Here is a 20,393-nt window from a genome sequence, read left to right on the forward strand (position 1 = left end):
GTCAGGCGGAACCCAAGATCTGAAACAGAACACGCCTCATGGGGCGAGCCCAGACCTCAAAACCAGGTCACTAGGCGCGTGAGGCGAGGAGTCGGGCCGCGGCGGCTTCTAGCTCAGCGCGAAGCACCCGCTGGCATTCCAGCGGTGCGCACACCGCAAAGGCGTAGTTGTGAATCTCGCCGGACAAGAGCACTTGGAGATACTCGGGCCGTCCCGCTTCTTCACGGCCCAACAGGATTTCGACGGTGAGCCGAGTACCGTCCGTGAGCCGGCGCGATCCGCTCTGCGGTTCGCTGTCGACCAGCGTGAACTCCTTCTCATACCGGCCTTCGGGTGGGCAGGCCAGCAGCCACTGGGCGAACGCGGCGGCCTGCGGTGCGCCACCCGTCAGTGTCGTGCGTCCGATGAAGTACGCGTCGAGGCACCAGGTACCGTCCGGATCCTTATTGATCGCCAACCACAGGTCGTCAACAGGCGTGCCAGCGCAATGGCTGCCACGCCACCCGAACCGAAACCCTGCCTCATCGTGCACGGTCGATCCTTCTTTCTCCCCGAACTGCCGTTGGCAGTCCACCTGACGCAGGTCGTCGGTCAATGGACATAGTCCGGCCAGGTCAGGGCATCGCCGACGACTACTTCTCTGTCAAGTTCAGCGTGTTGAACTGAAGCAGTCCGCCCAGCTGACCGGCCGGTGCGGCCTCGCGCAGGTGGTCGGCGATCCTTACTCTGTCCCGGCGGCGCAATGGAGGTGGAAGTCGACGACGACGCAACTAACCTGTCCGTCTTCGGTGCGGCCGGTCCAGACGGGGTAGGCGCCGTCGCCTTGGCCAGCACGGAAGGCGATGAGATTCGGCTCGGGCTCTGTGCCGGGCAGTTCGACGCTGAAATGGCTGTCGCTGTCGAGGGGTATGAAAATGTCGTCGTCCAGCTGGTCTTCGGTCACGGTCCGCGTCGCATCCATGAAAGCCGCTGTGCCGGTATCCACGCCAACCCCGTAGAACTGGCCCTCGCCGAGCAGCCCCAGGTCCTCGTCGGGCCGGAGGGTCATTTCCCACATATGGGGAGGGACGTCCAGGAACGTCACCCTGGCCGCGGCGACATCGGCCCCGTGTTTCGTGCGCAAAAGCGACAGTGTGACCGGGAATTCGCCTAGCGGCACTGCGACGGTCCGCAGGTTGCTGATCCAGCCGGGGTCCGAGACCGCCAGCTGCCCTGAGGTGATCCGCAGCATGCCAGCGTCAATGGGCTCGACGACGGCCGGCCCGTCCCGGGTGTCGCACGCACCCGGATTGAACAGTTGCTCAATTCCGGTGGCGCGCAGCGGTCCCGATCCTTCGTCCACCGACCTGTCGTTCATCAGGACTACGGTCGTGGCGGACTCGTGGCCCTGCTGGGTGAGGAGCGGAGCGAACACTTGCCAGTCGCCGAATTCCGGTGCGGGACAGAGGAAGTTTTCGACGGGCGTCGCGAACCGCCGTCCGGGGACGCTCGACGGGCCGGATGCTCCATCGTGCGATGACTCCGGCGATCCGCCCCGCGGTCCGGCGAACTCGGACTTCACCTCGATCTGTCCGTCGGCTGAGACGGTGGTGGTCTCTTGAACATCCCACTTCCCGTACAGGTGCGCCTGATCGTTGGGAAACTGCCATCGGGTGTTCCGCTGAGCCAGCAACATCCCCGTGCCGTGCGGCTTGAGGTCGATCATCTGCATGCACCAAGACCTGTCGTCGAACAGATACACACGCCACATCCGCCCCGGCCAGTATTCGACCAGTGCCAGCGGTTGCTCCCGCGCGGACAGCAGAACCGCGTAGTCCTTCCCGGCCGCATGCTTGCGTGCCGCGAGCGCGCGTGACATCGGGCTCCGATGGGTCATTCCTCGATAGGAACCCCACATCTCGCCGTACGACACATCAAGACTGTCGAAGATCACAGCCGAACATCTCCCCCGTGGCACCAGCCACCCCCGAGCAGTGCGTTCGACGGGGGACCCCTGCCGCGACGCCCTGCCCTTCCGAAACTTCGTCGTGCCGCAGTCTGCCACTGAGGTATGACACAGAGGTTGTGGGAGGTCTGCAACCTGGGGTTACCGACGAAATGTGCTTCGTCGGTCATTCCTCCACGCAAGGGCACACCCCCGGGTTCAGCAACCGGAACCGTACTCACCTCGGCCCAGGCCGTGAGCGACGGGGGTCGCCCGTAGGGTTGCCGACGGGGAGCGTCGTCCAGACGTGTAGCGGCCCCGCGTCGCGCTCCGGGGTGGGCTTCGCGGCCAGGACGCCCTGTGCCGGACAGACCGTCCTGCGTCCCGGCGCAGGGTGCCTTCAGGCCTCCGTCGGCGTTGTTCTCGTCATGAGGAAAGCGATCTACATGACTGCGGTGGCACTGCTGCTGGCCGGCACGGCCCCGGCATACGCGAGTGGGGGTGCCGACAAGGGCCCTGTGAGCGTCGGGGTGATCGGCGAGGGGCTGAAGGTGAAGGAGGTACGGGCCCTGCTGAAGGGCTGGTACCCGGGTGCTCGGGCCGAGGTCTTCGTGATGCGGGGAGGCAAGCGGGTCCGGACGGTGGGGTCGTGGAAGGCGACCGAGTCGCTGGAGAACGGCGGGCACAAGTTCGAGCGCGCGACCTGGCAGGTGGGCAAGTCGTTCCGGCACGGAGACCGGATCTGCTCCAGCTTCAGCCACCGCGACGAACACCCCTGCGTCACCATCCAGCGCTGACCCCCCACGTCCACGTGCACCGTGCCCGCACCCGAACAGGGGCGGGCACGGTGGCATCAGCCGACGATGCGCCGGACGACGAGGATCGAGCCGAGTTCGCTCTGTCGGACCACGGAGACGGGCCGGCCGGTCCGGGGCGCGTGCACGACGTAGCCGTAGCCGATGGCCATGGCCACATGCTCGGGGGCGTCGGCCGTACCGCGGGCGAAGAGGAGGTCACCGGGGGTGATGGCGTCGACCGGGACGGGCCGCCCGTCGTGGATCTGCGTGTAGGTGGTGCGGGTGATCTCCTTCCCGGCGACGCCGTAGGACCGTTGGGTCAGGGACGAGCAGTCGCACCGTTCGGCCGGGTTGGTGCCGTGGGGGTTGGTACAGCTGCCGCCCCACTGGTACATGGTTCCGAGCTGGCCGAGCGCCCAGCGGATCGCGGTTTTCACCTCTGTCGGCGCCGTGGCCGGGATCTGGTACCCCTCGGGCAGCGTCCCGGGCGGGATCTCCCCGAAGTCCACGTTGGCCGCCTGGCCGGCGCAGGGGCCCTGGCCGAGTCCTCCGCCGAGGACGGGCACTACCGCCTGCGGTCCGGCGGGCGCTGCGCCGAGCGCGGGCCCGATGGCCTGCTGCAGAGCCGTGGCGAGCGGTTCGTGTTTGGCGTACGCGTCGGGGAACCCGCTGCGCTGGACCTTCTGTGCGGCGACCGTGAGCGGCATCTGCTCCCAGTCCTCCAGCTTCACGAGCCCGTCGTAGAACTTGGTGCTGGAGTAGACCGGGTCCATGATCTGCTCGCGGGTTCCCCAGCCCTGGGAGGGGCGTTGCTGGAAGAGGCCCAGTGAGTCGCGGTCGCCGTGGTCGAGGTTGATCAGTGTGGACTCCTGGAGGGCGGTGGCCAGGGCGATGATCTGGCCGCGGGCCGGCACCCGCTTCTGGATGCCGGTCGCGACGATTGCCTTCGCGTTGGGGATCTGCTTCTTGGGCTCGGAGAGGCCGGGCACGTCCACGGCGCCGCTGCCGGTCAGCATCGCCTGGACCTTGCGGGCGATGTCGGCGGTGTCCGGGTCGAGGCCTGGCCGGCCGGCGCCGGGGCAGCGAGCGGCCGCCTCGGCCTCGCTCTGGGCGAGGCCGGTGACGTGTGCGGCGATCGCGGCGAGCAGGACGAGCGCCAGGCCTATCAGTCCGGCGGCGCCGGCCAGCCACCGTTTGAGTTTCTTCATGAACTGCCCGTCCGGCGGCGTCGGCGCCTCAGCTCACGCTCCTCGTTGCGGCTGAGGGTCGAGTCGCTCGGCCGTTTCGGGGTCACCGGAGCGACGCGGTGTGTGACGGGCTGGCGCCGGCTGCCGCGGTTGAGGCGTTGGCGGAGCTGCTGCTGGCGCGACGAGGCCGGGGGCTGGGTCGGCACCGGTTGCTGCGGCTGGGTCGGAGGGTTCGTCGCCTGCGTCACCGGCGGGTTGGGCTGTTTCGGGATGGTGGTGGCCTGGCTGTTGCCGCCGGCGGCACGGTGGTACATCGGACCGCCCGGAAGGTGGTTCGAGAAGGTGGCCGCCGTGCTGCTGACGGGCGTGTGCCCCGGGCCACCGGGCGGGTTGGGCGGCTGCGGAGGAATCGGCGGCTGCGGGGGATTCGGCGGCGACTGAGGCGGGTTCGGAGGCTGCGGCGGGTTGGGCGGATTCGGTGGCTGCGGCGGGGGCGGCTGGTGGCCTGCGGGCCCGGCCGGTCGGTGGCTGCTCTTGGCCGAGGACTGCAGCCGGTTCATCAGGGCGACGGAGCTGACGCTGGAGGACGTGGCGTAGCCGAGGGCTGCGATCGGGTTGCCCGAGGCGAGGGAGACGCCGACCATCGCGGTGCGAACCGCTCCGCGGGTGACCTTGCGGGCGATGCTCTGGTTCTTCGCCACCGGGGTGGAGGACGGGGTGAAGGCGCTTCCGTCGGTGCCTCCGACTCGGGCGGCGAACATCTTGGCGCGGAAGTTGTTCGCGACCTGCTTGGACCGGGCGGTGAGTGCCTTGCGCTTCTTGACCGCGGCGATGCAGACGACGTCCACGGCGAGGAAGCGCAGGGTGAGTTCGGTGCCGTCCTCCGTGTGCACGGGGTCGAGGACGGCCTGGACGATCAGGATGAGGACGGCGAGGCCGACGACGGAGGCGAGCAGGATGCCGAGGGAGCGTAGGACGGACGCCGCCCAGTCCCACAGGTAGCCGCGGCCCGCTCCGGGCACGAGACCGGCGACGAGGGCGGGTTCGGCGCGTACGGCGTCCCACGCGATGCGGCACTGCGCGAGGAGGAAGCTGCCGGCGAGGCCCGCGATCAGCACGGTGACGATCACCGCGGCGACGAGGAGGAAGAGGGCTCCGCCGACCTTGTCCAGTGAGGCCCGCTTGGCGGCCTGGACGTCGCCCTTGACGCACTGCTTCTCGAAGGCCTCCATCGGCGGGTTGCCGAAGTGGTCGACCGCCCACTGCTTGGCGGCCGTCAGGGCCCAGTCGCCCATCTGCGCACCGGTCGGGTCGATCCAGGCCCGGTATTCGTTGAGCTTCCTCAGGCCCGCCATCTTCTCGCTGACCGCCCGGTCGTAGGCGAGCTGGGTGAGCTTGGTGTCGGAGTACTTCTTCGCGCAGTCGTCCTTGAAGATCTGTCCGTACTGGAGCAGCATGGCCGGCTTGACGATGAAGGCGTCGGTCAAGGCGTTCGTCAGCGGGCGTTGGAGCGCGATGCTGCTGGCGGAGTCCTCGTCGTCGGGGGCCTTCGCACGCTCGCCGGGGTTGGCGTCGAGGATGATGTCGGCGACTTCGAGGGACAGGCCGTGGGCGGCGGCGAGGGCACTGTCCCGCTCCCCCAGGAGCAGCGTCGGGGGCGACGACAGCAGGGTGGCGGTCAGGGCGGCGATCAGGAGGGACAGGGCGGCGTCCCCCCACCCTTTGGCCCGGTCCCCGAAGAAGATGCGCGTCACGCAGACGAGCGCGCACACCGACAGGAAGAGGTTGGTCAGGCCCATCTGCAGGATGACCTGGGTGTGCAGGGAGTTGGCGACGGACAGAACGGGCGTCAGAAGCAGCTTGGCGAGTCCGAAGCTGAGGGTCCAGCCGATGAGCCAGCAGCAGAACGCCACGACCCATTTGGTGATCATGAAGCAGAGCTCGGCGACGAGATTCTGGACACCGAGGTCCCAGTCCATCAGACCGCCGGTGTCGCTCTTGATGGTGTAGGCGGAGATCGGCATGCGGTTGCGGTCGGTGACGCTGAAGACGGCCAGGACGCCGCCCTCGTCGGGCAACAGCTTGCGTAGGCGCTCCTCCTCGGACTTGAGGTAGCCCTCCTTCAAGGGGTCGGTCAGCCGCTCGTTGAGCTCTCCGAGGATCTTCTCGATCTCGGCGATCTCCTCGGGGGTGGGCGTACGCGTGCCAGGGGTCGTGGGACCGAGCGGGTTGCCCGGCGTACTGGCCGGGGTCGGAGTCGAGCTCGGGGCCGGGCTCGGATCGGCCAGGGCCGGCACCGTGGTGAGCATCGTGAAGGCGGTCGCGGCGAGCGCCGCCACGAGCAGGGCCAGGCGCAGGCGGGCTGTGCCGAGCAGGCGCAGCCGCTCGATCGGGGCGCGTGGGGTCCTCATGCTGCCGCCTGTTCGCTGGTCGGAGTGGTGTGGATGACGCGCTCGATCGCCCGGTCCCGCGGGATGAGGACGCGCATGAGGCCGATGCGGCCGACCAGGTCGCGGTAGAGGCACTCCCCCGCGCGGGCCCGGCGCTGGTCCTCGGGCAGACCGAGGGGTGAGAGGCCACCGGTCACCAGGTCCAGGAGGTCGGTGTCGGTGGAGTCCACGCCGAGGAAGTCGAGGCTGCGCATGGCGAGCGCGCGGGCGGTCTGCCGGAAAACGAAGCGGTGCGGGATGAGCCCGCGGACGATCACGCCTTTCTCGCTGTCGGCCGGGCCGATGTCGTCGGCGTCGTGCGAGCCGACGTAGGCGGCCGCGTTGCGCTTGCGGCCGTCGCGCAGCAGCTCCAGGAGCAGCTCCAGGCCCTCGTCGCTGGAGGTGAGCCACCAGCACTCGTCGAAGACGGTGACGGCGAACTCGTCCCGGCTCCTCATGGCGGTCTCGCGGGAGACCGCGGCGATCAGGTACATCAGGGCCCGGCCCAGTACCTTCTCGAACTCCAGGCGCTGGATGCGGTGCTCGCTCGCGAGCTCGGACTTCTTCGGCAGCGCGAGCGAGGACACCAGGAAGACCACGCTGTCGGCGCGTTGGGTGTCGACGACCGGCAGTGTCTCGTCGAAGACGACCCGGGCCAGGTCCTTGCGGGCGACCGAGCCGAGCTTGCGGGCCAGGCCCTGGGCGGCGGTGTCGTCGGCGCCGCGCGCGGTGAGTTCGTCCATCAGGGCGCGCATGGACGGCTCGGGCCGGGCCAGGACCGCCTGGACCGCTTCGGAGAGGGCGACGCCTTCGAGGTCCATCGGCCGCACCCCGAGGAGCAGGGTCAGGAAGGACTCGGTGAAGCGGGCCGCGACCTGGGGGCTGTTCTCCTTGTAGAGGCGCAGCGGGTCGAGGGAGACCTCGGCGGTGTGGTCGATGCGGATCAGCTGGGTGGTGCCGGGGCAGGCTTTGGCGAAGCGGGCCCATTCCTGGTCGGTGGTGCGGTCGACGATGACGGCGCGGCCGCGGCTGCCGGGCCGGCCGAGCTGGTGGCCGCGGGCGAGGACGTTGTAGACCGCGGCCTTCATGGCGACCGACTTTCCGGCGCCGAGTTCGCCGAGCCAGGCCATGGAGGCGGAGGCGTTCTCGCGGGGTCCGCGGGCGGGGTCGATCAGTACGGGGCGGGCGCCCCCGGAGGCGACCTGCAGCCCGTACAGGCCGCCGCGTTCGTCGCCGAGTTGGGAGCCGCACCAGGGCATGGCCATCGCGAAGTCCCGGGCGAGGAGGATCTGGGCGTAGCCGGCCATGACGCGGGGGGTGCGGCAGCCGGGCAGCATCGCCTGCCAGAGGTTGGTCTGTTCGCCGGCGGGCCGGGAGAAGGTGTAGTCGGTCGAGCCGAAGTCGCTCGCGAGGGCGGCTGCCCGGTCCATGGCGTCGTCGGGGCTGTCGCCCCAGACGGCCAGGGTGACCATGGCGCGGATCTCCACCTCGCGTCGGTTCGCGGTGAGCCGCTCGTGGTACTCCTCGTTGTCGGCCTGGTTGCGGGCGACGGCCGCCGGCGGGCCGGCCGGGTCGCCTTCGTACTCGGCGGCCTGTGCCTTGAGGTGACGGGCGCGCTTGCGGACCTTCGGCTCGGCTTTCGAGCCGGGCACGACGACCAGCCGTGCGGTCCAGTCGACCGGGTAGGCCAGGTCGTCGAGCTGCTGCAGGTAGGCCGCGCCCGGCAGGGCGAACGCCTCGGGCATCTCGGAGAGGGCCAGGAGCGCCTGGTAGGAGTCGCCCCACTCGGAGGAGACCTGGAGGAAGCGCCGTGTGAACGGGTTGACCGGCAGCGAGGGACCGCTGGTGAAGTCGACGCCGCCCTCGCCGACGAGGATCTCCCCCAGCGCCGCGACGTTGCGGCCGCGGCCGCGGACCGGGGTCTCGGTGCCGTCCGGGAGGAACGGCTCCGCCAGCCCGCGCCGGGCGGAGTGGCCGTAGATCCACAGGATCTCCGCTTCGGACGCCGGACGCATCGACACTCCGGACGGCCACTGGGCCTGGATCCGCTGCGCCTGATCCAGGCGCCGGCGGACCTCCGCGTCGGTGACGACTGCGGGCATCAGCCCGAGCTGCAGGGAGACTTCCGCCCGCGCCGCCCGGAACGCCGACATCACCGCGTCCTTCCTCGACAGCGGGGGAAGCGGGAGCGCGAGCCAGTCGGTGCGCCCGGTCAGCTCCATCGTCTCCAGCTCGTCCAGGACCGCGTGCCCCAGACGCTCGTAGCGCGGGGCCCGGGCCAGGTCGATGTCGTCGACCATGGCGCGCACCACGGCGGTCGGGTCGACCTGCGGGCACAGGCTCATCAGCATCGGCTCGCCGGACATCGCCTTGAACAGGCCCTCCAGGGCCTTGAGACGGCGCTTCTTCACGACGGCCGGGGCGTGGGAGTAGTTGGTCGCGGTGACGCGCCAGACCGCCCAGACCGTGCCGTGGGTGGTGAAGATCAGGTTGTTCTGGACGTGCCGGATCGGCAGGCGCATCGTCGGTTCTCCAATCAGGTCAGGTACGAGTCGTGGGGGCGCGGCGGGCGAGAAGGGTCTGCACCCCTGACGCCACCGGCGCGGCGGGCGACGAAGGCCCAGCGGGCGCCGGCGACCCGGCGGCGCGTGCCGCAGGCCTGGGCCGGCGCGGCCCGGGCGGGGGCTTCGGTGCGGGTTCGGGATCGCTCGCGGGTGCGGTGCCTTCGGCGGCGGGCAGGTGGATACGGGTGTCGCTGCGGCTGGGCCGGGCGGGCCGGTAGGCGCGGCCGCGGAGTTGGCCGCGCCGGGGCGCGGCCAACATCAGAGCGACGCTCAACAGGGCGGCCGCCGGGTTGCGGCCGTCGACGTGGAGATGGCGCAGCACGAACGCCACCACTGCGGGGAGGACCAGGAGGACGGCGACGTCGAGCCAGCCGTGACCGCCCCACACGGGGCGGGTCAGGATCAGGGCGGCGACGGTGGCAACGATCCCGGCGAGCTGGGTGAGGGTGTACGGGCCGCCGGGCAGCCGGATCCCCCGGCCGCCGTTGACGTCCCGGATCACCCCGTGGACCAGCGGCGCACGGCGGGCCTTGGTGTAGCAGCGGCCGATGAGCTCGTAGTCCAGCTCGCCGCCACCGGCGGCGGCCTCGGTCACTGGTCGCCTCGGGCTGCGTTGGGCCCGCTCTGGTACTGGACGATGTCCTCGTTGGTCTTGTTCTTGAGAGCGGGCATGTTGGCGGACAGGCCCCAGACGATGCCGGCGAAGATGACGGCCATGATCGTCGGGCCCGGTGCCTTGGTCTTCCAGCCGACGGCGACCACGAAGATCCCGCACAGAATCGGGATGGCGACGTCGAAGATGAGCGTCTTGATGTCGTTGCCGATGCCGGTGCCGGTCTGGATCCAGCCCGCGGCCAACATGACGGTGTCCTGCATGACGGTGCTCCTCTTATGCGGTGGGAGTGGCTGCCGGACCGGGGGCGCCGGAGGCGGCCGGAACCGGAGTAGGCGGGGCAAGGGCGGGGGCGCCGTCGAGGCCGGCGATCTCCCACCGGCCGGCGCGGGCCTTGAGGGTGAGGGCGTAGGTGAGCGGGAGCCGCACCCCGTCCTGGCCGGTCGCCCGGAGGGTGACGAGCAGACGCAGGGTCGTGCCGTCACCAGGCACCGAGACGACCGGTTCGCCGCCGGTCTCGCCCTCGACGGCAAGCTGGTCCACCGCGATGCCCGAGTACGGAGCCGGGGACGGCGCGGCCAGGCGCGTACCCGGGGCGAGGTAGCGGTCGAGCTCGGCGCCGGCCTTCGTGAGGTAGGCGGACAGGAAGCTGGTGACCGCCTGGGTGCGCGGGTCGGTCGGCAGCGCCGGGTGCATCGCGCCGTAGACCAATTCCGGGGTCTTGGCCCTCTCGGGGGCGGCGACCTCGGCCGGCAGCGCGAGCGCCGTGTACGCGGTCGCTCCCTCGGCGCCGGGTGCGGTGGCCACGGGCACCTGGAAATAGCGCGTCGGGTCGGCTGCCGGAGACGGGGAGGCGCCCGGCTGCGTGGACGGCGTGGCCGACGGCTGCGCGCCGGTGACGCGGGCCGCGACCGTGACCGCCCAGACCGAGGTGTCCGTCTGGCGGAGCCGGACGACGGTCAGCTGCTCGCCCCGACGGCGGCCGGAGACTCCGTCGAGCTGGAGGCTGCCGGCCGGCGGGTAGTAGGCGGCGAGCTTGGGCTCGTCGCCGCGCCCGGCGGACAGGTAGGCGGCCACGAAGAGGCTGGCGAAGCCGGCCGCGCCCTGACCGCCGCTCGCCGACGGGGCGGGCGGGGCGGTCTTCGACGCCGGGGCCGCGGACGTGGTGGGCACCGACAGGTAGGCGAGCGCGCCCAGGAGCGGGCCGAGGCCGATCAGGCCCCAGACGATCCAGCGGATCAGGGCGGCCGAGTTGGCCTGGGCGCCGGTCGACCATCCACCGACCCAGTCGGTGTCCTGCTCGGCCTCCGGCACCTGCACGGCGTCCGGCCGCGGCTCGACCGGCGGGGCCGGCTTCCGGCGGCGGGTGCGTACGAGGCTCATGCCGTGCCTCCGGCCGGGCGCAGGGTGTGGCCGGCCAGCTCCGCGATCCGGTTCCGGAGTTCGGCTTCGGGGCGGCGGCGCAGCGCGGCGAGCGAGGCGAGGGCCGGCTCGGCGTCCTCGTCGAGGAAGGCGCGGAGCTTCTCGTGGGTGCTGGTGTCGAAGGGGCGGGCGACGAGGGCGGCACCGAGGTGGATGAGCAGACGCTGGGCGCGGGTGACGCGCTCCTCGTCCGCGTCCAGCGACGGTGCGGCGGCGGATGTGGTCAAGACGCATCTCCAAAGGGGGGAGCGGACGGTGGCCGGGGCGGTGGTCCGGTTCATGCCGCGGCCGCGGGCTGGAGGGATGCTGTGAGGCGGGCCAGGGCCCGCGAACGCCGGCGCTGCCAGGCGCCGGGCGTGGTGCCGGCGCGGGCGGCGGCCTCGACGTCCGGGATGCCGCCGCTGATGTGGTGCCAGGCCAGCGCCTGCGCGTCCGCCGTGGACAGGGCGCCGTCGCGGACCGCGTCGAGGAGGAGCTCCAGGAGCTCCAGTCGGGCCGGGGCGGTCGCGGCATCGTCGGCCGGGCCCGCGTGGAGGCCGGCCTCCTTGGCGGCCGCGCGCACGGTGCGGGCGCGGGCGATCTCGTACGGGCCCGGCGCGCGGTCGGCGATCTGCTCCGCGGCCGCGAGGTCCTCCCCCGCCGGACTCTGCTCCGCGGCGAGCTCGGCCAGGACCTGGCGCAGGGTGTCGAGCGTGAGGTTGGCGGCGGGCCGGCCGGGGCGGAGGTGGATACGGCCGGAGCGGGCCACCTCGTAGAGGGCGGCCACGGTCACGTGACCGACAGCGTCGCGGGTGCGGCCACCGGTCGCGCGGACCTGTCCGCGGGTGATGCGGAAGACAGTGGGGAGCATCGCCTGGACGATGACGCGACCGGCGAGAGCGGCCGATCGGTCACGGCCGGCGGCGCGCCGGAGGAGGACGCGCAGGACGGCGTCGGTCAGCTCATCGGTCACGCCGTCGGCCCCGGGGCGGAGCGCGGCCAGGAGCTGCTCGGGCGTCAGGGAGCCGGACCAGGAATCGGTCACGGCCGCGATGTCGTCGCCGAGGTGGCCATCGGTCACCCAGTCGGTCACCGCCTGGCGCAGGGCGGAGTCCGCGCACAGCGCGGCCCAGTCGGCGTCCAGCCGGTCGAAGTACCCGCCGCCGGCGGCGGGGTGCGAAGCGTCGTGCACGGCACGTCTCCTTTCGGATCTCGTGCCGTACACACTCCTCAGACCGGCTTGCCCGAAGGCTTGCCCACAGCCCTAAAAGCGCAGATAGGAGGCTTGCCCTCTAGCTGGGCAAGCCTCCCGTGACCGATTGGGCAAGCCTGGAAGGGGGTTGGGCAAGCCCCTCGTGACCGGCCCGTGCAACCCTGGGCAAGCCTCCCGTGGGGTTGGGCAAGCCCTGGGATTCGACTGCGAAGGCTTGCCCAGAGAGCAGCGACGCGGGCGCGGCGAACGGGTGGCCGATGGCCGCAGATCGGTCATGACCGGTGACCGATGGAGCCCGGATCGGCCACCGGTCACCCGGTCCGGCATCGGTCACAGGATCGGTCACGTGCCGATCGGTCACGGCCTGGTGGCTGCCCGAGGCGTCCGGGTCGTGTGACCGATGACCGGTCACCGCGACCCGGCGGGGTCGGTCGGTCAGCTGCTGACCGACCGCAGGTGCGCGCGACCCTGACGCTGTCGACTCTCCTCCAGGTGCTTGGCCGCTTCAAGGACGCGGCGCTGGCCCGTCTTGGGCGACACCCCCAGGCGTCGCGCGGTCTCGGCTCCGGACAGCTTCTTCCCCGCGTCCTCGGCCTCCGCCAGCCACCGGGCGACCAGCTCGATCTCCTGCTGGATCGGGTCGACGTCATGCTCGTCGTTGTGCTGCTGAGGCACCCGGGCGGTGGCTTCGCCGGTCTCCGTCACATCGGCGGTCCACGCCTGGGCCTCGCCGGCAGGAGCGGGCCGCGAGGTCTCGCCGGCCGACTTCTGTTTCGCAGCGCCCTGCATCGGCAGGTCGGCCTTCGCCGAAGCGGTGGCCACCGGGACCGGAGGCTTCGTGACCGAAGCGAGGCGCGGCACTTCTGCCTCAACGCCCGATCCCACACTCGACTCCCCCAAGAAGACGTGAGGCCGCTCCGGCGTCGGCGCCGTTGCGTCTGCGGCGGACACCGACGTGTCGTCCGGCTCGGCAGCAGCTTCGGCCTGGCCTTCGGCGAAGTCGTTCGCCGGAACATCGGAAGGGTCGAAGCCGAGCTCGCGCAGGTCGGTCAGCACCGGCTCCAGGTACTCGTCCGCGATCGGCCCACCCGTCGCCGGATCGGTCACGCCGTACTGCTGAGCGAGGTAAGCGGCGAGCTGGTCCGCCGTCGGGAAGCGGTCGTACTGCTCGATGAACTCGCGGCCGACTCCGCGCAAGTCAGCTGCGCTGAGGCCCAAGGTCTGGACGCTGGGGACATCTCCCCCGGCACTGTTCTCGAAGGACTCCGGCAGCTGTTCGGCAGCCAGGATCTCGTCAGGCTGCGGGACGGCCGGAGGCAGCGCCGGTGCTACCGCTGGTGCGATCTCCGCGGGCGTGGTAGCGGCGGGCCGCCGCTGCAGCAGCACCGGATCCATCCCGGCTGCGACCAGGCCCTCCGAAGCGGTCTCGGACAGCGGTACCCCGATCCGGGCCAGCTTCAGCGGCATCAGCGCCTCCACCGGAGCCTTCCGCCGCCACGCACGCCCGTACCGCGCCTGCAGCCGGGCCTGGTAGATCAGCCGGTCCTGCTCCATACCGACCGCCTGCTCGTAGGAGCGCAGCTCCCACAGCTTCATCCGACGCCACAACTTGAAGGTCGGCAACGGCGACAGCAGCCACCGGGTGATGCGCACACCCTCCATGTGCCGGTCCGCAGTGATGTCCGCGATCCGACCCACCGCGTGCCGGGCCGCCTCCACGGTGACCACGAACAGGACAGGGATGACGGCATGCATGCCGACGCCCAGGGGGTCGGGCCAGGAGGCTGCGCCGTTGAACGCGATGGTCGCCGCGGTGAGCAACCACGCCGTCTGGCGCAGCAACGGGAAGGGGATCCGGAGCCAGGTCAGCAGCAGGTCCAGCGCGAGAAGGACGCAGATGCCGGCGTCGATGCCGATCGGGAAGACCAGGGAGAAGCTGCCGAAGCCCTTCTTCTCTGCGAGCTCGCGCACTGCGGCGTACGAGCCCGCGAAGCCGATCCCCGCGATGACCACGGCTCCGGCTACGACGACGCCGATGAGTATCCGGTGCGTACGAGTCAGCTGTAGCTGCGCCACTGGCCTTGATCCCTCGTTCCTCGCGTTGTCGTTGAGGCCACCCTTGCATCAGGAGTTTGTGCAGGCAGGGGATTTACCTCGAATGGATGTTGGACACGGCCGCTGATGGGGAGCGGACACCGGTATTACGTCGTAATACGGCGCGCTGGGCCGACCGGTCGGGTACGTACGCCGCGTGTATTACGACGTAATGAGTCGGGCGAGGCTGGCGCCGCGGGGCGGAGCCCGTCTGGTGAAGCGCCGCCAGCCCGCCCGTGTCATGGGGCTACAGGTCGTTCAGGAGCAGTTCGGCGAGCTGCTGCCGGTACTCAGGGGTGCAGGACTCCACCAGGTCCGCGACGAAGGCCTCTGGGCCTGCAGCGAGCTGCAGGTACCGACTGAGCGCCTTCTGTCGTTCCTCAGAGGACGTTCCATCGACGACGAGGTCCTGTCCCGTGGCAACGGGGGCCGGCGGCACGGGGTCCGGTGCAGCTTCCGGCGAAGGCGTAGCCGACTTCGGCGGCCGAGGCGGCTCGGCCTGACGGCCGACCTTCTTCTTGGCTCGCTGCTCCTTCAGCAGCTGGAGCTGCTGAGCCTGCTCATCCGGCTTCTTACGTCCCACCTGTCGGAGGAGCTCCGCCGGCTCCTGACCCGATTTGAGCTTCTGCTTCAGCTCGGGAGTGAGCCCGAGCAGGGCGAGGCGCTGGGAGATCCAACCCTGGGAGCGGTGAAGACGGGCGGCGAGTGCTTCCTGGGTCCCGTGGACAGCCAGAAGTTGCTGGAGGGCGCGTGCCTCGTCCAGCGGGTCCAGGTCCTGGCGGTGGACGTTGGCGACGAGGGCGGATTCCAGGATCTCGTCCGGATTGCTGCCGAGGTCCTCGTCCAGCATCACCTTGACTTCGTCGAAGCCGGCCTCACGGGCGGCCGCGAGCCGGGAGTTGCCGTCGATGGCAACGTACTTCGTGCCCTTCTCCAGGTCTTCCGCCAGCTCGGGGTTGGCCTCAAGGTAGGCCAGCCGGGACATGATGCTGATGGCGGTCTTCTGCCCGTGGTTGCGCAGGCTCTTGGCGAGATCGGTCAGGTCCCCCAGCGAGGATCGCGGGTTGCGGGGGTTCAGGCTGATCAAGGAGACGGGGAGCTTGACGGTCGGCAGGGCGCCCTCGGTGGGGGCGGCCGTCGCAGCGTCGATTGCGGCCCGGCGGGGGCTGATGGACTGGGCTCGCGCGAACGAGCTGCCCGTTCCGAGCGCGGATGCCTTGCTCATGAGATCTCCCGTGCCAGTGCTCGCAGGGCCACCGCCTGGTTGCAATTCGGTGCGTACGCCAGCAACGGCTGCTTGACGCGTACGGCTTCCTTCTGTTCCTTAAGGTCGCCGATCACGCCGACGACCCGCGGGTCCTTGAGGTCCATCCAGCTCTGGAGCGAGGAGGTGGCGATGTACCCGCGGCGGGCGTCGTAGTGGTTGACCACGATGCCGAGGTACTCAAGTTCCAGGGCCATGTCGTTGACGAGATCTTCGATCTGCGAGGTGAGGAGGTCGTAGGCGTCGGCAGAACTGTCCTCGGCCTGGACGACGACCAGGATCCCGGAGTTGCCGGGCTCCTCCCCCGGGCGGCGACGGCCGTAGTAGACGGCGGCGTCCATGCTGAGGCCCAGGCTGGGTGGGCAGTCCACCAGGATGGCGTCGTAGTCGGCTTCGAGCGGAGCAAGTGCCCGTTCCAGCGCCGCCTCGCGTGCTCGCACACCTGACAGCTTGACGTCGAGGAGGAAGGCGTCGGTGCACGCGGGAAGCACGTGGAGCCGCCCGCCGAAGCGGTCCTCCGTGACCTCGACGACGAGGTCGCTGAGGGGGCCCTTGGCTTCGCCCGCCATGTGCTTGGTGAGGCTGTCTCCGTTGAGGGGGAGCGGAGTCAGGCCGAGTTGCTTGGTCAGGTGGCATTGAGGGTCGAAGTCGACGAGCAGCACGCGGAGGCCCAGCCCAGGGAGGTCCTCGTACTCCAGCAGGGAGGGTTCCTCGTCCTCCCTGAGCAGTGCCGCGAGCGCCTTGGAGATGCGTACCCGGTGCAACTGGTCCGAGTCCTCGGCGAGCGCCTGGCCCACCCCGGCCGTGATCGCCGTCTTGCCGACACCCCCCTTCTGGTTGCACACGACGCGCCGCTTGACGACTACAGGGCGCTGGATCTCGGGAGCCGGGTTCTTCTCCAACCACACCTGCACGGACTGGGAGAGGCCCTGGATCAGGGACACACCTCGTGCGGTGCAGTCGGAACGGAAGTCCTCCCACTGATCGGCGGGAAGCCAGGTCGAGAACGACTTCGCGCCAGTCGTCTCGATACGGGGGAGGTTCGCGCCGAGCCCGCGCCAGGCGTCGATGCCGGCCTCGACCGCGTGCTGGATGTCGATGCCGTGCTGCGCTGCGCGAACTCTCAGCTCACGCTGCATCGAAGCGGGGAGCTTGGAGACGACCTTCTCGCGAGTGTCGCCGTCGGAGGGCGTTGTCATGAGCGATACCTTACTAACGCGCAAGATCGATGGTGGACTCGGCACGTTAGCAAATGAAGATCTTTGATCGTGGAGTCACCTGCTCGGCCGAACCCGGGCCGGTATTACGTCGTAATGAACCCCGCAAGCTCTACTAGCAGGGGGCGGTGGGTCACCCCTGTCACGACCACACCGGACATGCCTCGCTTGCTGATCGGCGGCCGATGAACGTCAAGCGGACCGTGAACTGGTATCCGCCGAGACTCTGATGGGCAGGGTCGAGCCCGCGTCCCAGATGCTGCGGGGGAATCACGAACCTGTTGGCGGCCCTGTTCCGTGTCTCTTGTCCGCAAGTGGTGGCGGAGTGCAGACCACCGTCGAGATGCTTCCGGAGCACGGCCGATCGCCGGTCAGGAGTGGAGCCGACGAGTTCCGCGCGACCGCGGGCTGCTGGTCCGCGGTGCTGGCAGGTGCGGAAGGAGCTCCCACAGGGGAGACGAGCCGGCAGCCCACTCGTTCAGGAGCCCACGGTCGACCAGGTGCAGCCGTTGGCTCCGGGCGAACTTCACGGCAGGAGCAGTGAACCGGCCGTTCGTGACGAGCACGACGACATCGCCTCCGTGCACGGGCCGGCCGGTCCCGTTGAGGACGTGAAGGTCCGGCGTGCCGACGGCGGCCCCGGCAGCTCCGTCGCGGCGGTGCTTGCACTGGATCACCCAGCGGCGGCCTGCCGGGTCGGTCCCCTTGACGTCGGCGCCGTTGTCGCCGGCGCCGCCCACCCGGACGGCGTCGTGGGCCCCGTCGCGGCGCATCAGGTCCCGTACGGCTTCCTCGAACTGACTGTGATGCAGGCCGTCCAGGAAGCGGAGGTCCCAGCCCTCCGGCCGCCGGCGACGGGCGGTCCACCCGGAGGCACCACGCCGCGCGGCCTTCACGAGGAGCGGCGTCAGCGCTACGACGGTCAGGACAGCGACAGCGACGGCGGCGATGTCGGCGCCGTGGAGCTGAAGCCAATGCCGGGCCTGTGGGACGAGGAAGGACGCGAGCACGGCGGCCGCAAGGAGGCCGACAGTATCGACGGCGGGTCCCCCTCTGCGCCGGTGCACAGGTCGTCGTCCTCGTCCTGGCCGTCGTCGCGCGGGGGTGCGGGTCAGGTTTCGGCGTCCGGGCATGGACGGGCCTTTCTGAAGCAGGTCGTGGCGCCTACCGGCCTGCGGAGGGATGGCCACGTCCCACCGGATGGTGGGGATCTCCACCCACCTTCCTCAGGGCGGCTTGCCCGAAGGCTTGCCCAGTCCCCGAAGGGACGAGGGCGGAGGCTTGCCCACTGGTGAGTCAGTGGTGCACGTGGCCGCCTCGACGCGCGCAGCCCACTTCACTGCCTTCGTGTGACTGAGCGCGATTGATGGCCCTTGAGCGCGCTACTTGGCCCCTGTGTGCGATGGATGCCCGCGCGAGAACCGTAAGTACGTGAACCGCGTCTTCTGGGTTCATGATGGCTGCGGCGTACAGCGCCCTGACTGCCCGGGGCTTCGCCGGGTCCGGATCGCGCATGATCCAATCTCTGATGGATTCGACGGGGTGTGGCGTGGGGGACTGGCGGACCGATCCGACGTTCGCGATGTGCAGGGCACTGGTCGACGGGGCGGATCCGGCATCGTTCGCGGGAGGCCCATTCGACATCCGGGCTGTGACGGCGGCCATCCGGCCCGAGAGCATCGACGGAGCCGTCCTCGACGACCTTCCCTGGGGGAACTTCCCTCACGGGGAGAACGCCCGGCAGGCCGTTCGCCTGCTGCGCACCGCAGACGGGCCGGCACGTAACGCGATGGGTGTGCTGATCGGTATGTGCGCCGACGACAGCCGGGCCGCAGCCGCTCTCGCGGTCCCGTTCCTGATCCGGATCGCCACCGACCCCCACCATCCACACCGCGCCGACGCCCTCGGCGGTCTCGCCGCCCCGGCCCGCGCCCGTCACTTCGGTGTCGCCTCCCGCGCCGAACTCCTCCTGCACCGCTCCGGCCCCCAGCACAAGATCCTCGACGACTACGACGACTACGGCGTCGAGGTGACCGGCTACCCGGCGGGCTGGTCGGTGGCCGCCGCCCGAGCCGCGATCACCGCCGGAACCCCCTTGCTCCTGCCTCTCCTCGATGACTTTGACCCTGCCGTGCGCATCGACGCCTCGTACGCTCTCGCCACCGCGGCCGACCCCGGCCATACGGTCCGAGCCGCGTTCGCCACCCGGTTCACCAAGGAGCAGGACCCCATGGTTCTGGCCGCCATGGTTCTCGCGACCGCAGAGACCACACGTGCCCACCCGCACCAGCCGGCCACCGCGTGGATCCGCGAGGTGTGGCAGGACCGGGCACAGGACCCCGAAGTCCGCCTTGCCGCCGCGATCGGCTGGCTCTGCCTCGTTGACGAACCCGCGCCCAACACCCTGCACACCATCGTCGACGCTTTGGCCACCGAAGAACGCGCCCGCGCCATGGAGGCCCTGCCCTGGATGGCCGCCGTCGGCGGCAACGAGCCGGGACTCCTGCGCTGCCTCCGCCGTATGCTCCACCCGGAACAGCCCGAGCCGTACAGCGACGACCCCTGGGCCCCGCAGCCCTGACCGACGAGTCGCCGGCCCCCGGCCACCTCGCCCGCACACCTGCTCGCGTTCTGTGCATCGCAGTTGACCGGCGGGACCAACTTCCCTGCTCAGTCACCGCCCCCAGTCCCCCATTTCCAGTAGTAGGTGGCCGAATCGGCGGCCGAAAGGCCACCAGAGGCCGCCTGCGGGCCTGTCAGGTGATAGCAGGTCGATCCATACCGGGCGTGCTGAGTTCGTCGACTGGCGGCGCCATTCTTGGCGTCGCTTTTCAGCGGTGATGCGTGAGTTGCCGGGTTGAGCCTTCGTCGGTGACCTGTCGCAGTGAAGGTTGAGCGATTCTCACCGAAGGCTGAGTGATCAACTCCAGCGACGCTGAAGCTCTGGCATGCCACTGCGCCACGCCGCCGCGATCAGCCCTGGCCGGACCGGGCCGGATGGGGCCGACGCTCGATTTCGCACCACCAGCAGGTGAATCTCACTAACCTCACCGCATGGCCTACTACCAACACCCCACAAGATCGGAACGACAACAGCCACTGAGAGCTCGTAACACGATCATGAGTCGGGCTTGTTGAGGCGTCGCCAGCAGATGAGGCTGCAGGCAAGGGAGACGAACGCGTCGTGGAGCTCGGTGCGGCGTTCCCATCGGACGGCGAGTCGTTTGAACTGGTGGAGCAGGGCGAAGGTCTGCTCCACGACGTAGCGGAGCTTGCCCATGCCCTTGATGTTCGGGGATCCCTTGCGGGAGATGACGGGCAGGATCCGGCGTTTACGCAGCTCTTCCCGGTTGGGGTTGGAGTCGTAGCCCTTGTCGCCGAGCAGGGCCTCAGGGCGCTTGCGGGGCCGGCCTGGGCGGCCCGCCACTGGTGGGATGCCGTCGACCAGGGCGAGGGTCTGGGTGACGTCGTTGACGTTCGCCGCGGTCGTGATGACCTTGAGCGGGGTGCCGCGTCCGTCGCAGATCAGGTGGTGTTTGCTGCCTGTCTTCCTCCGGTCGACCGGCGACGGACCGGTGTCGGCTCCCCCTTATTCGCGCGGATGTGGGAGCCGTCCACGCATGCCCTGGACCAGTCGAGCCGGCCGGCCGCGTTCAGCTCGGCGAGGAGGATGCGGTGCAGCTGGTCGAA

16 protein-coding genes and 1 pseudogene are annotated in these 20,393 nt (G+C 70.2%); 2 read left to right on the forward strand and 15 right to left on the reverse strand.

Going from position 1 to position 20,393, the window contains the following annotated elements:
* Window positions 1-70: 70 nt before the first annotated feature.
* On the reverse strand, window positions 71-595 hold the full coding sequence (locus AB8A24_RS39700; RefSeq protein ID WP_369478921.1) for a hypothetical protein: 525 nt from the start codon (window positions 593-595) through the stop codon (window positions 71-73).
* 126 nt (window positions 596-721) lie between these two features.
* Entirely contained in the window at window positions 722-1,933 is a 1,212-nt protein-coding gene (locus AB8A24_RS39705; RefSeq protein WP_369478922.1) for a DUF4241 domain-containing protein, read from the reverse strand.
* Window positions 1,934-2,370: 437 nt separating this feature from the next.
* On the opposite strand from AB8A24_RS39705, the gene AB8A24_RS39710 reads away from it, so the two are divergent.
* Complete coding sequence (locus AB8A24_RS39710) at window positions 2,371-2,721, forward strand: hypothetical protein (protein WP_369478923.1); 351 nt, start codon at window positions 2,371-2,373, stop codon at window positions 2,719-2,721.
* A 56-nt stretch (window positions 2,722-2,777) separates the two neighbouring features.
* Here AB8A24_RS39710 and AB8A24_RS39715 read toward each other — a convergent pair whose 3' ends face one another.
* The 12 genes from AB8A24_RS39715 to AB8A24_RS39770 all read right to left on the reverse strand — a co-directional run bounded on the left by AB8A24_RS39715 (window position 2,778) and on the right by AB8A24_RS39770 (window position 17,770).
* The gene (locus AB8A24_RS39715) at window positions 2,778-3,929 is read right to left on the reverse strand and encodes a C40 family peptidase (RefSeq protein WP_369478924.1); all 1,152 of its coding nucleotides are present in this window, start codon (window positions 3,927-3,929) and stop codon (window positions 2,778-2,780) included.
* Window positions 3,926-6,319, reverse strand: a complete 2,394-nt coding sequence (locus AB8A24_RS39720) for a hypothetical protein (protein WP_369478925.1) — start codon at window positions 6,317-6,319, stop codon at window positions 3,926-3,928. The genes AB8A24_RS39715 and AB8A24_RS39720 overlap by 4 nt, the downstream gene beginning before the upstream one ends.
* Window positions 6,316-8,859: an ATP-binding protein gene (locus tag AB8A24_RS39725; RefSeq protein ID WP_369478926.1), complete on the reverse strand. Its 2,544-nt coding sequence runs from the start codon at window positions 8,857-8,859 to the stop codon at window positions 6,316-6,318. Before AB8A24_RS39725 ends, AB8A24_RS39720 begins: the two co-directional genes overlap by 4 nt.
* Before the next feature lie 19 nt (window positions 8,860-8,878).
* Entirely contained in the window at window positions 8,879-9,496 is a 618-nt protein-coding gene (locus AB8A24_RS39730; protein WP_369478927.1) for a hypothetical protein, read from the reverse strand.
* Window positions 9,493-9,777 (reverse strand): hypothetical protein, encoded by a 285-nt coding sequence (locus tag AB8A24_RS39735; RefSeq protein ID WP_331745629.1) that lies wholly within the window; start codon window positions 9,775-9,777, stop codon window positions 9,493-9,495. The genes AB8A24_RS39730 and AB8A24_RS39735 overlap by 4 nt, the downstream gene beginning before the upstream one ends.
* Before the next feature lie 13 nt (window positions 9,778-9,790).
* Window positions 9,791-10,897: a conjugal transfer protein gene (locus tag AB8A24_RS39740; RefSeq protein WP_331745628.1), complete on the reverse strand. Its 1,107-nt coding sequence runs from the start codon at window positions 10,895-10,897 to the stop codon at window positions 9,791-9,793.
* Window positions 10,894-11,163 (reverse strand): hypothetical protein, encoded by a 270-nt coding sequence (locus tag AB8A24_RS39745; RefSeq protein ID WP_331745627.1) that lies wholly within the window; start codon window positions 11,161-11,163, stop codon window positions 10,894-10,896. Before AB8A24_RS39745 ends, AB8A24_RS39740 begins: the two co-directional genes overlap by 4 nt.
* 50 nt (window positions 11,164-11,213) lie before the next feature.
* The gene (locus AB8A24_RS39750) at window positions 11,214-12,107 is read right to left on the reverse strand and encodes a hypothetical protein (RefSeq protein WP_369478928.1); all 894 of its coding nucleotides are present in this window, start codon (window positions 12,105-12,107) and stop codon (window positions 11,214-11,216) included.
* A 456-nt stretch (window positions 12,108-12,563) separates the two neighbouring features.
* On the reverse strand, window positions 12,564-14,204 hold the full coding sequence (locus tag AB8A24_RS39755; protein ID WP_369478929.1) for a DUF2637 domain-containing protein: 1,641 nt from the start codon (window positions 14,202-14,204) through the stop codon (window positions 12,564-12,566).
* A 265-nt stretch (window positions 14,205-14,469) separates the two neighbouring features.
* Window positions 14,470-15,447, reverse strand: a complete 978-nt coding sequence (locus AB8A24_RS39760; RefSeq protein ID WP_369478930.1) for a ParB/RepB/Spo0J family partition protein — start codon at window positions 15,445-15,447, stop codon at window positions 14,470-14,472.
* Window positions 15,444-16,685: a ParA family protein gene (locus AB8A24_RS39765; RefSeq protein ID WP_369478931.1), complete on the reverse strand. Its 1,242-nt coding sequence runs from the start codon at window positions 16,683-16,685 to the stop codon at window positions 15,444-15,446. The genes AB8A24_RS39760 and AB8A24_RS39765 overlap by 4 nt, the downstream gene beginning before the upstream one ends.
* A gap of 389 nt (window positions 16,686-17,074) precedes the next feature.
* Window positions 17,075-17,770, reverse strand: coding sequence for a restriction endonuclease (locus AB8A24_RS39770; RefSeq protein ID WP_369478932.1), 696 nt, complete (start codon window positions 17,768-17,770; stop codon window positions 17,075-17,077).
* 584 nt (window positions 17,771-18,354) lie between these two features.
* Here AB8A24_RS39770 and AB8A24_RS39775 point away from each other — a divergent pair.
* Complete coding sequence (locus tag AB8A24_RS39775; RefSeq protein WP_369478933.1) at window positions 18,355-19,284, forward strand: hypothetical protein; 930 nt, start codon at window positions 18,355-18,357, stop codon at window positions 19,282-19,284.
* Between the two features lie 537 nt (window positions 19,285-19,821).
* Here AB8A24_RS39775 and AB8A24_RS39780 read toward each other — a convergent pair.
* Window positions 19,822-20,271, reverse strand: a pseudogene (locus AB8A24_RS39780) (IS5 family transposase); the annotation flags it as partial.
* Between the last annotated feature and the right edge of the window lie 122 nt (window positions 20,272-20,393).

Source organism: Streptomyces sp. BF23-19, assembly GCF_041106355.1.
Taxonomy (GTDB): domain Bacteria; phylum Actinomycetota; class Actinomycetes; order Streptomycetales; family Streptomycetaceae; genus Streptomyces; species Streptomyces virginiae_A.

What these genes read in the sequence shown, in the direction of transcription:
- AB8A24_RS39710 (WP_369478923.1), top strand. Translation starts at nt 2,371, where the DNA reads ATGACTGCGGTGGCACTGCTGCTGGCCGGCACGGCCCCGGCATACGCG.
- AB8A24_RS39715 (WP_369478924.1), bottom strand. Translation starts at nt 3,929, where the DNA reads ATGAAGAAACTCAAACGGTGGCTGGCCGGCGCCGCCGGACTGATAGGC.
- AB8A24_RS39720 (WP_369478925.1), bottom strand. Translation starts at nt 6,319, where the DNA reads ATGAGGACCCCACGCGCCCCGATCGAGCGGCTGCGCCTGCTCGGCACA.
- AB8A24_RS39725 (WP_369478926.1), bottom strand. Translation starts at nt 8,859, where the DNA reads ATGCGCCTGCCGATCCGGCACGTCCAGAACAACCTGATCTTCACCACC.
- AB8A24_RS39735 (WP_331745629.1), bottom strand. Translation starts at nt 9,777, where the DNA reads ATGCAGGACACCGTCATGTTGGCCGCGGGCTGGATCCAGACCGGCACC.
- AB8A24_RS39740 (WP_331745628.1), bottom strand. Translation starts at nt 10,897, where the DNA reads ATGAGCCTCGTACGCACCCGCCGCCGGAAGCCGGCCCCGCCGGTCGAG.
- AB8A24_RS39760 (WP_369478930.1), bottom strand. Translation starts at nt 15,447, where the DNA reads ATGAGCAAGGCATCCGCGCTCGGAACGGGCAGCTCGTTCGCGCGAGCC.
- AB8A24_RS39765 (WP_369478931.1), bottom strand. Translation starts at nt 16,685, where the DNA reads ATGACAACGCCCTCCGACGGCGACACTCGCGAGAAGGTCGTCTCCAAG.